The sequence below is a fragment of the Luteimonas salinisoli genome, from assembly GCF_013425525.1.
GTDB lineage: Bacteria > Pseudomonadota > Gammaproteobacteria > Xanthomonadales > Xanthomonadaceae > Luteimonas > Luteimonas salinisoli.
In genome coordinates, this window is record NZ_JACCKA010000079.1 from 1 (window position 1) to 12,656 (window position 12,656).

The window sequence follows — 12,656 nt, forward strand, 5'->3', positions numbered from 1 at the left end:
CTCATCTCGAAACCGGCCCGCGGGCTCGGCGCCAACGGCAGGTCGCGACGGCCGCCCAGCGCCATCTGATACCACAGTTGCACCACCTCGGCGCGCAGCGCCGATGACAGCGCATCCAGATCCAGGTCATCGGCATCGGCATCTCTCCCGCTGCCCGGCACCAGCTGACGCACCTGGATCCGGTGCAGCGCATCGGCGATCGCATCGAGCACGCTGCCCCAGTCCGGCGAGAATTCCGCCAGCGCCGCGACCTCGTCGAGCAGCCGCTCGCCGTCGCCGGCCGCCAGCGCATCGAGCAATGCGCCGACGCGCCCACGGTCGACCGTGCCCAGCATCGCCGCCACCGCGGTCGACTCCAGCTGCCCGCCGGTGTAGGCGATCGCCTGGTCGAGCAACGAGAGGCCGTCGCGAAGGCTGCCGTCGGCGGCCGTGGCCAGCTGCCGCACCGCGTCGTCGTCGGCCTCGATGCCCTCGGCCTCGAGGATGCGGGCGATCTGTCCGCCGATCTGCTCCAGGTCCAAGCGCTTGAGATTGAACTGCAGGCAGCGCGAGAGCACCGTCACCGGCAGCTTCTGCGGGTCGGTGGTGGCGAGCAGGAACTTCACGTGCCCGGGCGGTTCCTCCAGGGTCTTGAGCAGCGCGTTGAAGGCCGACTTCGACAACATGTGCACCTCGTCGATCAGGTACACCTTCGCCCGCCCGCGCGAGGGCATGTACTGGGCGTTGTCGATCAGTTCGCGCACGTCGTCCACGCCGGTGTTGCTGGCGGCGTCGATCTCGAGCAGGTCGATGAAACGGCCGGCGTCGATGTCGCGGCAGGCGTTGCACTCCCCGCACGGATCGGCGGAAGTGCCCTGCTCGCAGTTGAGCGATTTGGCGAAGATCCGCGCGATGGTGGTCTTGCCGACCCCCCGGGTGCCGGTGAACAGGAAGGCATGGTGCACGCGGCCGGATTCGAGCGCATTGGTCAGCGCGCGGACCACGTGGCCCTGGCCCACGAGTTCGGCGAACCGCCGCGGGCGCCACTTGCGGGCGAGGACGAGGTAGGACATGCGCCCATTCTGCCACGCCGGCCGGCCGTCCCCGGGGCGTGGGGCGTTTTCCTTGTGGCCGCCCCGGCCGGGGGCTAGAATTGCCGATCCGGTCGCGCCTGCGCAGGGCGCTCCGGACGGGTTGGAGAGGTGTCCGAGTGGTTGAAGGAGCACGCCTGGAAAGTGTGTAAGCGGCTAAACACCGCTTCGCGGGTTCGAATCCCGCCCTCTCCGCCATCCATCAGCACTACCGCCGCGTGCACGCGGCGCGTTCGTTTCCATGGTGGCCCCGTCGGCCCCTCGCGACGCTAGGTCGAAAATCCCGCCAGGGCCGGAAGGCAGCAACGGTATCGATCGACGCGGGCGCCGAGGTCAGTCGGCGGGGCCATCGCCATGTGTGGCCTGCGACTGACCCGGCAAGGCCCCGACCCGGACCTTCGCTACCGGCAGCGGCAGGCCCGCCGCCCCGCACCGACGGCCCCGGTCATCCGGTGCCGAAGCGCGCCTTGACGAAGGCCGCGCGCGCCTCCACGCCTTGGTCGCTGCCGCCTTCGCGCTCCACCCGTTCCAGCCGGGCCCGCAGCCCCAGGCGGTTGGCGATCTGGATCGACAGGCCCGGGCGCGCGTTCAGCTCGAGGATCAGCGGACCATGCTCCCGGTCGATCACGATGTCCACGCCGAGATAGCCCAGGCCGGTCAACTCGTAGCAACGCGCCGACAGCTCGAGGATCCGCTCCCAGCCCGGGATCGCCACGTTGGCCAACGGCTGCATCGTGTCGGGATGGCGATCGACGCCGTGTTCGTGCCATACGCCGTGGGTGGTCAAGCCGCTGGCGATATCGATGCCGGCGCCCACCGCACCCTGGTGCAGGTTGGCCTTGCCGCCGGACATCCGGGTCGGCAGGCGCAACATGGCCAGCACCGGGAAGCCGCGGTACACGATCACCCGCACGTCCGGCACGCCCAGGTGCGAGATCGTGTCGAACACCGCATCCGGGCGCACCCGGTACTCGATCATCGCCTGGTCCGGCCGGCCGCCGAAACTGTACATGCCGGACAGGATGTTGCCGAGGTGGTAGACGATGTCGTCGGACGACATCGGCTCGCCGTTCACCTTCAGGAAGTTGCCGCCCATGCGCCCGGCGATCACTACGATCCCGTCCCCGCCGGCGCCGCACGCCGGTTTCACCACGAAATCCTCGTGGCCCTCGACGATGCCCAGGAAGCGTCGCGCGTCGCGGTAGGTCGCCACCGTGCCGTAGAGCGCGGGCACCGCGAGCCCCGCATCCAGCGCAAGCTGCTTGCTCAGCAGTTTGTCGTCGACCCGCGGAAAGTAGCGGCGCGGATTGCTCTCGCCGATGTACAGCGCGTTGCGCGCGTTCAGGCCCAGCACCCCGGCACGCCGCAGCCGCGCGGGCGAGACGAACCAGCTCATGCGCGGCTGGCCGCGTTGAAGTCCCGGAAGCGCAGCAGTTCGCTGAGCCGATAGCCCGTATAGCGGCCCAGCAGCAGCGCCATCGCAAGCACGATCAACAGCGCTTCCGGAAACACGAACACGAAGTAGTCGACGCGCGGGTGGAACATCGCCAGGTAGCTGAGGATGGCGACCACCAGGCTGCCCATGCTCTGGCGAATCGCTTCCGCGGGGCCGTGCTCCTCCCAGACGATGGAGATGCGCTCGATGGTCATCGCCATGATGACCATCGGGAACAGCGCCACCGACAATCCGACATCGAACTGCATCCGATAGGACAGCATGCTGACCAGCAACATCAGCAGGATGACCACGATCACCACCACTGCCAGCCGCGGCACCAGCAGCAGCTTCAGATGTTCCAGGTAGAAGCGCACGAGCAGGCCGAGCGCCACGATCACCGTGAACATGATCGCGCCGGACAGCAGGTCGGTCTCGCGGAACGCCAGCGAGATCAACACCGGCATGAAGGTGCCGAAGGTCTGGATGCCGACCACGTTGCGCAGGAACACGATCAGCAGGATGCCGATCGGCACCAGCAGCAGCGTGCGATAGACGTTCTGCACGTGCACGGGCAACGCCGACAGCGAGTAGGCCATCACCGCAGAGTCGGCGAGCTGGGCCTGCCGGGTGACCATTTCCAGCGCCGGCTCGAGCGTGCGCACCACGGAGAAGCTCAGCTCGGCATTGCGTGCGTTGTCGAGCGCGTACGGCGCGTCGGCCCCGCGCCACCACACGAAGAAATCGGCGGGGTAGCCGCGGGCGCCGCTCGTCGGATCCAGCGGGATCCAGTCGTCGCCGTTGTTGACCTCGAGCCAGTGCTCGGGACGCAGGTTGCGCGCGCCGTCGGCGAGGCGAACCCCCTGCACCATGCGCGCCGGAATTCTCGCCCCCGCCAGGATCCGGATCGCGGTGCGCACCCGCTGCTCGCGCCCGGCATTGGGCGGCAGCAGCAACTGCACGTTCTCATCGGGGGCGGGGCTGGCCAGCAGGCGCACCAGGATCGACGAGAACGTGGCGATGTCGGCGGACTTGCCGCGCACCTCGTCCAGGATCGCCTGTACCGCCTCGCCTTCCACCTCCTGGTATGCCGGCACCTCGTCCAGCGCAGGGACCGGCTGCGCCTCGCCCTGCCCATCGCGGCCGGTCACCGTGGTCCGGTAGTACAGGGTCTGCGGCCCGGCGGGGCGGCGGGTGGTCCACAGCGCCAGGCGCTGCCCGTCGCGCTCCTCGGTCTGGAGGCCATAGCCGCGGGAGACGAAGTTCTCGTCGAGCTGGACGTAGCCCGGCGGCTCCGAGGGGATCGCCAGCTCCGCCTTGACCGCGCCTCCGGTCGGCGTGAACGACAGCCGCGCCTCGACGATCCAGCCCTCGATCTCCGCGCCCGGCGCCAGCGGGTAGCCGAGCACACGGACCTTGTACGCGATGAGCGACGCCGCGCTCGTCAGCAACACCAGTACCAGCGCCAGCAGATGCCAGCGTCTCATCGCGCTCCTGGCCCCGGCGCCAGCGGCCCGCCGCTGCCCTGCGGCCCCAGCGCTCCGGTCCGTTGCCCGCAGGACGGGCGACGGGTGAACGTCTCGCCGGAATCGACCAGCACGTGGTCGCGCATGTAGTTGCGGCCGACCAGTACCGGGTACAGGAAGGCGCTGCGGTCGACCAGGGTGAACTCCTGCTCGCGGTAGGTGTCGCCCAGGCACATGCCCAGGCGCACGACTGGGCGCCGCTCGGTGGTGCCATCGTGTTTACGGATACGCACGCGCCGGACCAGCCTGGCCTCGATGGTTTCGTCGATATTGCGGCGCTCGTTGCGAACGTCGAAGCGCACGTAGCGCCGATCGCCGCGCCGAAAGACGCGGATGTCGTCGGCGGTCAGCGAGGAGGTGGTGGCGCCGGTATCGAGTTTGGCCTTGAGCCGGATCCGGTCCTGCCCGATTTCAACCCATTCCACCCAGCCGAAGATGTCCTTGACCTGGGCCTTGACCGCGGACTGCTGCGCCGCGGGCCACGCCGGCGCCGCAACGGCCAGCAGGCAGGCGGCGGTCCACCCTTGCACACGCCTTGAAGTCGTCCATTTCGAAGGTTTCACGCGTTCTCTGTGGGACATGAACAAGCGGGTTATCGTAACCGCCATTGGGCGAAGCACCCTTAAGAAATCGTTCATGCGACGGGGCGGACCGAAGCGCCGCCGGCTTGACCGGATTGGGTATACGACGCGTTCCGACCCTTCCAGAACCAGGGGTAGAGCCCCCCGGCGGGGGCAGGAACTGGCGTGACCCCGGCGGCTTCGCCGCCTCAGGGCAGCGCAGGTGGCGGCGCAGCACCCACGATCCCCAGCGCATCCGGCTCGTTGCCGGTCCGCCAGCGCGCCACCACGCTCCAGGTCCGGCTGTCGACCACGGCGATCTCGTTGCCGCCGCTGATGGCCACGTAGACGCGCGCGACGGCGGGATCGGGATGGGCGAGCGCGCCGATCGGCAGGGCGGCGCGGCCGAGCATGGTGTCGCGGTACTCGCGGTCGGGGTCGGCCAGGGCCACTTCGGCCACCGTTTCGCAACTTGCCGCGTCGAACACCGCCAGGGTGCCGGCACGGGCATTCGTCACCAGGGCGTGGCGGCCGTCGGCGGTGAAGACCACGCGGATCGGGAACCCCGGACTCTGCAGGATCGCCCGCACCGCCAGCGTCCCGGGATCATGGACGGTCACGGTGCCGTCCTCGCGGTTGCCCACCCAGACGCTGCCGTCCGGCGCCACCTCCAGGCCCTCTGCGCCGCCCCCGGCGGGCCGCTCCAGGGTGGCGCCGTCGGCGAGGTCCACCCGCACCACGGTGCCGGCGGCGATCTTGCTCACGTAGGCGACCGCACCGTCGCGCGACAGCGCCACCATGTGGCCGACGCCCTTGCCGACGTCGATCGCCCGCTCGACCGTGCGCGACTGCACATCGACCACCACCAGCGCGCCGCTGTCCTCGGTGGTCACCAGCAGCCGCCCGCCGTCGGGAGTGAAGCGCACGCCGTGCGGGCGCGCGTGCTCGCCCAGGTCCACCTCGCCGCTGGCGCTGCCGGCCGCGGTGTCGATCAGGGTCAGGCGGTTGCCCGGCTGCGCGCCGCCGTAGCCCGTCACCACGGCCAGGCGACCGTCCGGGCTGACCGCGATCTCGTGCGGACCCGGCGCCGTGGCGATTTCGCCGAGGCGGCGCCCGTCCTCCAGCGACAGGCGCCACACCGTGTCGTCGGACTTATTGCCGACCAGCAGCTCGCCGACGGCGGCCGGCCCCGGGGCTGCGAGTGCACCGGCGCACAGCGTCGCCAGCACCAGCGCGGACGATCGGATCATCGCGTGGTTCCTCCTGCGTCGCCTGCGCCCGGATGCAGCCACTGTGCATCGCCGTCGGCGTAGCGTTCGTGCTTCCAGATCGGGACGTGCAGTTTGACTTCGTCGATGATGAACCGGCAAGCGTCGAACGTTGCGGCGCGGTGCGCGGCGGAGACGCCGACCCAGACGGCCAGCTCGCCGAGCTCCAGCTCGCCGACGCGGTGCACGCAGCAGGCCTCGACCAGGGCGAAGCGCCGCATCGCCTCGTCGAGGATGCGCTCGCCCTCGGCCTCCGCCAACCCGGCGTAGGCCTCGTAGCGCAGGCCGCGCACCGGGCGGCCGTCGTTGTGATCGCGCACCCAGCCCTCGAAGCTGCTGCAGGCGCCGGCATCGGCGCGGCGCAGCCGCGCATGCAGCGGCTCGACGTCGATCGGGACCTCGGACAGGGCGAAGCGTTTCATGCGGACAGTTTTAACACCGTGAGGGCAGCAACGCCCGCGGCTGGCTGGTCCAGGCCGCGCGGCGGCCTGGTGCAGCCCCCCGAGAGCGGCGATGGATGGCTGGACGGCAGGGCGCAACGAAGGACGTAGCGGCACTGCGGCGTGGCGAATCCCCGCGCGGCCGCGGGCCGGTCAGTTGCTTGCGGACGCTCGGCAGCCCATCTCTCCGAAGCCGGCCAACATCTCGGCGGGAGCTGCGCCGGGGGTGTTGCGGAGAGCTGCACATGGATGTGCAGCGGCCCTGAGTCCGGCCATGGATGGCCGGACCGAAGGGCGGAGCAACACCCCCGGCGCAGCTCACGCTCCGCGCGGTCAACCGAAGGCGCTCTTCCAAGGACCATCTGCCAGACACGGATGGGACTGCCTGGCGCGGCCGCTCACCCACCGCTGACAGGGGGAATGAAGGCGATCTCGGAACCGGGACGCGGCGGGTCATCCCAGCGCGCGAACGCGCCGTCGACCGCCACGCGCAGCCGGCTGGCCGGCAGCGCGAAACCGTGACGCGCCTGCAACTCGTCGTACAGCGCGCGCAGATCGCCGGCCGCGGTGTCCAGCGACTCCTGCGCGGTTCCCGCGGCATCGCGCAGGCTGGCGAAGTACAGCACCGTCACCGCGGTCACGGCGCGCTCCCGACATCGCGCTTGCCGCCCCGCTTGGCGACCAGCCGGGCGGGGCCGAGCACGATGGCATGCGACAGCGCCTTGCACATGTCGTAGACGGTCAGCGCGGCGACGGTGGCGCCGGTCAGCGCTTCCATCTCCACGCCGGTGCGATGGGTGGTCGTCACCGTACAGTCGATGTCCAGCTCGCGCTCGCCCCGCCAGTCGACCGCGAAGCGTATGCCGTCGATGGGCAGCGGGTGGCAGAACGGGATCAACTCCCAGGTGCGCTTGACCGCCATGGTGCCGGCGACGATGGCGGTATCGACGATGCCGCCCTTGGCGCTCTTCATGCCGCCGGCGCGCAGCTGGCGCGCCACCGCGGCCGGAAACCGCACCCGGCACTGCGCCGACGCCGAGCGCGCCGTCGCCGGCTTGCCGGAGACGTCGACCATCGCCGGGCGGCCCTCGGCGTCCAGATGGGTGATCGCTGGAGCGGTCCTGCGGGTCATGGTGCCGGCCGTGCCTGGTGAAGCGGCATCGTAGCGCCCTCTTCCAGCGGCGTGCCCTGGTGGAACGCCATCCGCCAGCCCTCCGCGTCCCGCCGCCACAGCGAACTGCGGCGCGAGACCGCACAGCGCCCGCCGGCCTCGCGGTGCGCCCGGTAGACCAGCAGCACGACGCCGGGGGCAACCGCCCGCACCTCCATCGCCTCGGCGCGGAAGCCGACGCCCGTTTCCAGCGGCAGCCGCGCCAGCACCTCGTCCTTGCCGAACATCCGGCCCGAGGCGGCGATCTCGCGAAAGTCGGCGGCGATCAGCGCATCCAGCCTGGCCGGCGAGGCGCGCACCGCAGCATCGAGGAGCATGAGCTCCAGGCCGACGAGGTGCGCCCGAAGCGCGTCGTCGCCGATCGCCGTCTCGGTCATCCGCCCACCAGGAACATCTCCACACGCCTGCCCTGCGTGCGGGCGCTGCCGCGCTGTTCGCTGTAGCGGTCGACGCGCCGCGACCACAGCTCGGCCAGATGCCCGGCCAGGACGGCCTCGCCCTGGGCCAGGCGCGCCCGCAACGGGATCCCGCCGACGGCGAACAGGCAGGTATAGAGCGTGCCGTCGGCCGAGACGCGCGCGCGATGGCAGTCGCCGCAGAACGGCGCGGTGACAGAACTGACGAAGCCGAGTTCGCCACCGCCATCGGCATAGGCATGGCGCTCCGCCACCTCGCCCGGATAGCGCGGCGGCAGGCGCCGAAGCGGCCAGCGCGCATGGATGCGCGCGCGCAGTTCCGCCGAAGGCACCACCCCGCCGGGCTCCCAGCCGTTGCAGGTGCCGACGTCCATGTACTCGATGAAGCGCAGCACGTGGCCGCTGCCGCGGAAATGGCCCGCCAGGGCGAGCGCCTCCTCGTCGTTGACCCCGCGCTGCACCACGCAATTGAGCTTGATCGAAGCGAAACCGGCATCTTCCGCCGCGGCGATCCCCGCCAGCACGTCCGCCACCTCGCCGCGCCCACCCGACAGCGCGCGGAACAGCGCGGGGTCGAGCGCGTCCAGGCTGACCGTGAGGCGTCGCAGGCCCGCCTGGCGCAGCGCCCGCGCATGGCGCGCCAGCAGGCTGCCGTTGGTCGTCAGCGCCAGGTCCTCGATCCCCGGCACCGCCGCCAGCCGCGCGACCAGCGCGGGCAGGTCCCGGCGCAGCAGCGGCTCGCCGCCGGTAATGCGCAGCTTGCGCACCCCGACCCGGGCGAAGCCCCGCACCAGGGTCTCGATCTCGTCGAACGACAGCCGCGCCGCAGCGTCGAAGCCGTGGTCGTCCGGCACCCGGTCGGCGGGCATGCAGTAGCCGCAGCGGAAATTGCAGGCCTCGATCACCGACAGCCGCAGGTCGTGCAGCGGCCGGCCGAGGGCGTCCCGGGGCAGCACCGGCAGGGGCGAAATCGCGTTCATCGAGCCGCCATTCTAGGCGCAGGCGCGTGATGCGCGCGGAGCGGCGGCGGCTGGCCCACCAGGAGCGGAACCGGGACGGACCGCGGCCGCCCGGGGCAGGCGGTCAGGACGACGCGGGCATCCGCGGCGGGGCCAGCGCAAGCGCCTCTCCCGGCACCGCCACGCGATGACCGCGCGCGCGCATCGCCGCGCCGTCTCCGGCGCTGCCGTAGTGGTAGAGCACGCAGCGCCCAAGCAGCTCCGGCGGATACTCGCGTTCGAGGTCGTCGAGGCCGCTGTGCGAAGGATTGCCGACTAGGCCGCAATCGTGGGCGATGGTCTCGCCCGCATCGGCGTGGACCTTCAGCAGCTCGGCGATCGGACGGGTATCGCCGCTCCACACCAGGCTGCCGGGCAGGCGCAGGCCGTAGGCGGTGCGCGGCCAGTGGTGGCGCACCGCGAAGGTCTCCAGGCGGAGGCCGCGATGCCAGAACGCGTCGCCGACCGGGATCAGGTGGAACGCGTCCCAGAAGTTCGCGCCGCCCTCGGCAAGCGCGTTTGGATAGTCGCCGACGCGCTGGTGCAGCAGCGGCACCACCGTCGCCGGCACGTAGACCGGGGTGCGGCCGCGCCGCACCGGATCGAAATACTCCGCCACGAACAGCCGCTCGAACCCCGAGACATGGTCGAGATGGGTATGGGTGACGAACAGCGCGCGCGGCGGTTCGCCGTAGTGGGCCAGGTACGCGGTCAGGCCCTCGCTGCCGCAGTCGATCGTCAGCCACGGCGCGCCGTCGCGCTCGATCGTCGCCATCGACGAGCCCAGTTCCACCGCCGAGGCATTGCCGACGCCGTGGAAGCGCAACGCCCATTCGCCATCGGTCGCCATCAGTACCCCTTCGCCCAGCGGGCGTCGTAGGCGGCGCGCAGGCGGGCGAAATCGACGCGGACCTCGGCGACCGTGCGGCTACCGCGGAGCTTGAGCAGCGAGCGCTCCAGCCGCGCCAGGTTGCGCGAGCGCCAGCCGGTCTCCGGCAGGCGCTGGCGGCTGAGGTCGAAGTCGATCAGCCAGCCGTTGCCGCCGGCATCGAACAGGATGTTGTGGGCGTTGAGGTCGGCATGGTCCAGGCCGACCCGGTGAAAGCGCGCGACCAGGCGCCCGACCTCCTCCCAGGGCGCATCACCCGCGGCCACCGCGACACGGTCGGCGAACGAACGCACGCCGTCCAGGCGCCGCACCAGGATCGCGGCGCGGTAGGATGCGCCGCCGCGCACGTAGCTGGCCGCCAGCGGTTCCGGCACCGGCATGCCCTCGCGCAGCAGGTCGCGGGTAAGGCGGAACTCGGCGAAGCTGCGCACCCGCGTCGCGCCGCGCCAGAGGTGGGCGGCACGGCTGAACCGCGCCGCGAACCCGCCGCGCAGGTACTGCCGCAGCACCGCGGGCCCCGCCGGGGTGTCCACGAACCAGGCGCCGCCGCGCCCGCCGCTGTCCACCGGGCGCGCGCGCTCGCCCCAGAATCCCGGGTCGAACCAGCCGGGCTCGACTTGCCGCACCAGCGCGGCGTCGCTCAGAATCGAGCCGTACCCGCCGCCGCCGCCGCGGAACGGCGTCAGGCTCTCGCTGGCGTCGAATCTGACCATTCAGCGAGTCTAGCAAGCCGCATGGCCCCGACCTCACCGCCAGCCGCTCCGCCCGCCCCGCACGCGCTGTGCCTGCTGCGGCTGTCGGCGCTGGGCGACGTGACCCACGTGCTGCCGCTGGTCCACACCCTGCGTCGCGCCTGGCCGCAGACCGCCCTGACCTGGGTGATCGGCAAGGGCGAACAGCGCCTGCTGGAGGGGCTGCCCGGGGTGGAGTTCATGGTCTACGACAAGAAGTCGGGGCTCGCCGGGATGCGTGCGCTGCGCCATGCCCTGGCCGGCCGGCGCTTCGACGCGCTGCTGCAGATGCAGGTGGCGGCACGCGCCAACCTGCTTTCGGCGTTCGTGCCGGCGCGGCGCCGGATCGGCTACGACCGTACCCGGTCCCGCGACCTGCACGGCCTGTTCGTCAACGAGCGCATTCCCGACCGACCCGGGATCCATGTGCTCGATGCGATCGGCAGCTTCTGCGAGCCGTTGGGGCTGCGCCAGGAGCGCGTGACCTGGGACCTGCCCGTGCCCGCCGGGGCCCACGACTGGGCGCGCGCGCAGTGGGCCGACGACGGCCGCCCGACCCTGGTGATCTCGCCCTGCTCGAGCCATGTGCTGCGCAACTGGCGCGCCGAACGCTATGCCGCGGTGGCCGACCACGCCGCGGGACGCGGCTGGCGCATCGTGCTGTGCGGCGGCCGCAGCGCGCTCGAGCGCGAGACCGCCGATGCCATTCTCGCGGCGATCCGGTCGCCGGCGCTGGACCTGGTGGGCAAGGACACCCTGAAACAGCTCCCCGCGCTGCTGGCGCGCGCGGACCTGGTGATGACGCCCGACTCGGGCCCGATGCACATCGCCAACGCCGTGGGCGCGAAGGTGCTGGGCCTGCACGCCGCGAGCAATCCGGCGCGCAGCGGACCGTATTCGGACCGGCGCTACTGTGTCGACCGCTACGACGATGCCGCGCGCCGGTTCGTGGGCAAGCCTGCCGGCGAACTGCGCTGGGGCGCCAAGATCGAGCAGGAAGGGGTGATGGACCTGGTGACCGTGGACGATGCGGTGGCGGCGTTCGAGCGCCGCGTCGCCGATCTCGGCTGACCCAGACCCGACCACCACCATCGCCGAGCTCGCCAAAAGGCCCCGCCCTGGGCCGCGACGGCGGCGCGGCGGGCTCAGGGCGCCGAGCCGGTCCGGTAGTCCTGGTACGACTTCTCCTCGACGTAGGAGGAGCCGAGCGCGAGGTTGATCTCCTTCTTGATCCGCGCGCGCTCGTCGTTCTCGAAGTACACGCTGCGCGCCAGGCGCACGAACTCGTCGTCGAAGGCCTGGGCCTTCTCCTTCAGGCGGATGTCGTCCTCGATCTCCCAGAGGCGTTCGTTGACCGTCTTCAGTTCGGCGCGCAGCCGGGCGATGTCGTGCCCGGCGGCCGGATGCGCCATCCAGGTGGTTTCCAGGGCCGACAATTCACGGCGGACGTTGGCGAGCTTGCCCTCGTCGCGAATGCGTTCGGACTTGATCTGGAGGATCGCGATCTTGTCGAGCAATTCGCCGAACGAGACGGGCACGGAGATTTCGGACATGGGGGCTGAACCGGGGGATTGGGCCGGTGGGCAGTGTAACGCCGCCGCCTTGTCGCCCGCCCGACCCGCCCGTATCATGGCCGCCCCGGCGCGCTGGCTGCCGGTCGCCATCCGGAGAGGTGGCAGAGTGGTTGAATGTACCTGACTCGAAATCAGGCAGGCGTTTATAGCGCCTCGGGGGTTCGAATCCCCCCCTCTCCGCCAGAACACGCCAAGGCCCCCGCTCGGGGGCTTTTGCGTGTCCGGGGTTCGCGCCCCAACGTGAATCCCCGACGCGGGCCTGGGCCGTGCCAGACGGCTCCATCCGTTGCGGCAATCCATCACCGTCGCCACGGGGCTGCGTCAATGAATCGCCGCGTCTGGCAGTTGGTTCGTAGCGTCTTCGGCGGACCGCGCGGTGCGTGAGTCGCGCCGGGGGTATTGCTCCGCCCTTCGGTCCGGCCGCGCCAGGCAGTTCCATCCGTTGCGGGGATCCATCACCGTCGCCACGGGGCTGCGTCAATGAATCGCCGCGTCTGGCAGTTGGTTCGTAGCGTCTTCGGCGGACCGCGCGGGGCGTGAGCCGCGCCGGGGGTATTGCTCCGCCCTTCGGTCCGGCC

14 protein-coding genes, 2 tRNA genes and 1 other RNA gene are annotated in these 12,656 nt (G+C 71.2%); 4 read left to right on the forward strand and 13 right to left on the reverse strand.

Going from position 1 to position 12,656, the window contains the following annotated elements; translation table 11 throughout:
• Positions 1 to 1,052, reverse strand: a 1,052-nt coding sequence (dnaX, locus tag H0E84_RS14055; RefSeq protein ID WP_180679287.1) for a DNA polymerase III subunit gamma/tau, incomplete at its 3' end; no start/stop codon positions are given.
• A gap of 123 nt (positions 1,053 to 1,175) precedes the next feature.
• On the opposite strand from dnaX, the gene H0E84_RS14060 reads away from it, so the two are divergent.
• Positions 1,176 to 1,268, forward strand: a tRNA-Ser gene (locus tag H0E84_RS14060).
• Between the two features lie 52 nt (positions 1,269 to 1,320).
• Positions 1,321 to 1,417: signal recognition particle sRNA small type (ffs, locus tag H0E84_RS14065), an RNA gene on the forward strand.
• A 98-nt stretch (positions 1,418 to 1,515) separates the two neighbouring features.
• Here ffs and H0E84_RS14070 read toward each other — a convergent pair.
• The 11 genes from H0E84_RS14070 to H0E84_RS14120 all read right to left on the reverse strand — a co-directional run bounded on the left by H0E84_RS14070 (position 1,516) and on the right by H0E84_RS14120 (position 10,486).
• A complete protein-coding gene (locus H0E84_RS14070; protein ID WP_180679288.1) occupies positions 1,516 to 2,466 on the reverse strand; it encodes an alpha-L-glutamate ligase-like protein in 951 nt (316 codons plus the stop codon).
• Positions 2,463 to 3,992 (reverse strand): inactive transglutaminase family protein, encoded by a 1,530-nt coding sequence (locus H0E84_RS14075; protein WP_180679289.1) that lies wholly within the window; start codon positions 3,990 to 3,992, stop codon positions 2,463 to 2,465. Before H0E84_RS14075 ends, H0E84_RS14070 begins: the two co-directional genes overlap by 4 nt.
• A complete protein-coding gene (locus H0E84_RS14080) occupies positions 3,989 to 4,561 on the reverse strand; it encodes a putative ATP-dependent zinc protease (RefSeq protein WP_180679290.1) in 573 nt (190 codons plus the stop codon). The genes H0E84_RS14075 and H0E84_RS14080 overlap by 4 nt, the downstream gene beginning before the upstream one ends.
• Positions 4,562 to 4,800: 239 nt before the next feature.
• Positions 4,801 to 5,841, reverse strand: coding sequence for a Vgb family protein (locus H0E84_RS14085; protein WP_180679291.1), 1,041 nt, complete (start codon positions 5,839 to 5,841; stop codon positions 4,801 to 4,803).
• Positions 5,838 to 6,281 (reverse strand): molybdenum cofactor biosynthesis protein MoaE, encoded by a 444-nt coding sequence (locus H0E84_RS14090; RefSeq protein WP_180679292.1) that lies wholly within the window; start codon positions 6,279 to 6,281, stop codon positions 5,838 to 5,840. The genes H0E84_RS14085 and H0E84_RS14090 overlap by 4 nt, the downstream gene beginning before the upstream one ends.
• Positions 6,282 to 6,697: 416 nt before the next feature.
• Positions 6,698 to 6,940, reverse strand: a complete 243-nt coding sequence (gene moaD / locus H0E84_RS14095; RefSeq protein WP_180679293.1) for a molybdopterin converting factor subunit 1 — start codon at positions 6,938 to 6,940, stop codon at positions 6,698 to 6,700.
• Positions 6,937 to 7,431 carry a cyclic pyranopterin monophosphate synthase MoaC gene (gene moaC / locus H0E84_RS14100; protein WP_180679294.1) on the reverse strand — a complete coding sequence of 165 codons (495 nt, stop codon included), beginning with the start codon at positions 7,429 to 7,431 and terminating at the stop codon, positions 6,937 to 6,939. The genes moaD and moaC overlap by 4 nt, the downstream gene beginning before the upstream one ends.
• On the reverse strand, positions 7,428 to 7,847 hold the full coding sequence (locus H0E84_RS14105; protein ID WP_180679295.1) for a nuclear transport factor 2 family protein: 420 nt from the start codon (positions 7,845 to 7,847) through the stop codon (positions 7,428 to 7,430). Before H0E84_RS14105 ends, moaC begins: the two co-directional genes overlap by 4 nt.
• On the reverse strand, positions 7,844 to 8,866 hold the full coding sequence (gene moaA / locus H0E84_RS14110; protein WP_180679296.1) for a GTP 3',8-cyclase MoaA: 1,023 nt from the start codon (positions 8,864 to 8,866) through the stop codon (positions 7,844 to 7,846). The genes H0E84_RS14105 and moaA overlap by 4 nt, the downstream gene beginning before the upstream one ends.
• 103 nt (positions 8,867 to 8,969) lie before the next feature.
• Positions 8,970 to 9,734 (reverse strand): MBL fold metallo-hydrolase, encoded by a 765-nt coding sequence (locus H0E84_RS14115; protein ID WP_180679297.1) that lies wholly within the window; start codon positions 9,732 to 9,734, stop codon positions 8,970 to 8,972.
• Positions 9,734 to 10,486, reverse strand: a complete 753-nt coding sequence (locus tag H0E84_RS14120) for a 3-deoxy-D-manno-octulosonic acid kinase (protein ID WP_180679298.1) — start codon at positions 10,484 to 10,486, stop codon at positions 9,734 to 9,736. The genes H0E84_RS14115 and H0E84_RS14120 overlap by 1 nt, the downstream gene beginning before the upstream one ends.
• Positions 10,487 to 10,507: 21 nt before the next feature.
• Between H0E84_RS14120 and H0E84_RS14125 the strand changes: the two genes are divergently transcribed.
• Positions 10,508 to 11,575 carry a glycosyltransferase family 9 protein gene (locus H0E84_RS14125; RefSeq protein ID WP_180679299.1) on the forward strand — a complete coding sequence of 356 codons (1,068 nt, stop codon included), beginning with the start codon at positions 10,508 to 10,510 and terminating at the stop codon, positions 11,573 to 11,575.
• Between the two features lie 74 nt (positions 11,576 to 11,649).
• Here H0E84_RS14125 and H0E84_RS14130 read toward each other — a convergent pair whose 3' ends face one another.
• Positions 11,650 to 12,057 (reverse strand): DUF6165 family protein, encoded by a 408-nt coding sequence (locus H0E84_RS14130; protein ID WP_180679300.1) that lies wholly within the window; start codon positions 12,055 to 12,057, stop codon positions 11,650 to 11,652.
• 113 nt (positions 12,058 to 12,170) lie between these two features.
• On the opposite strand from H0E84_RS14130, the gene H0E84_RS14135 reads away from it, so the two are divergent.
• A tRNA-Ser gene (locus tag H0E84_RS14135) sits at positions 12,171 to 12,261 on the forward strand.
• Positions 12,262 to 12,656: the final 395 nt, after the last annotated feature.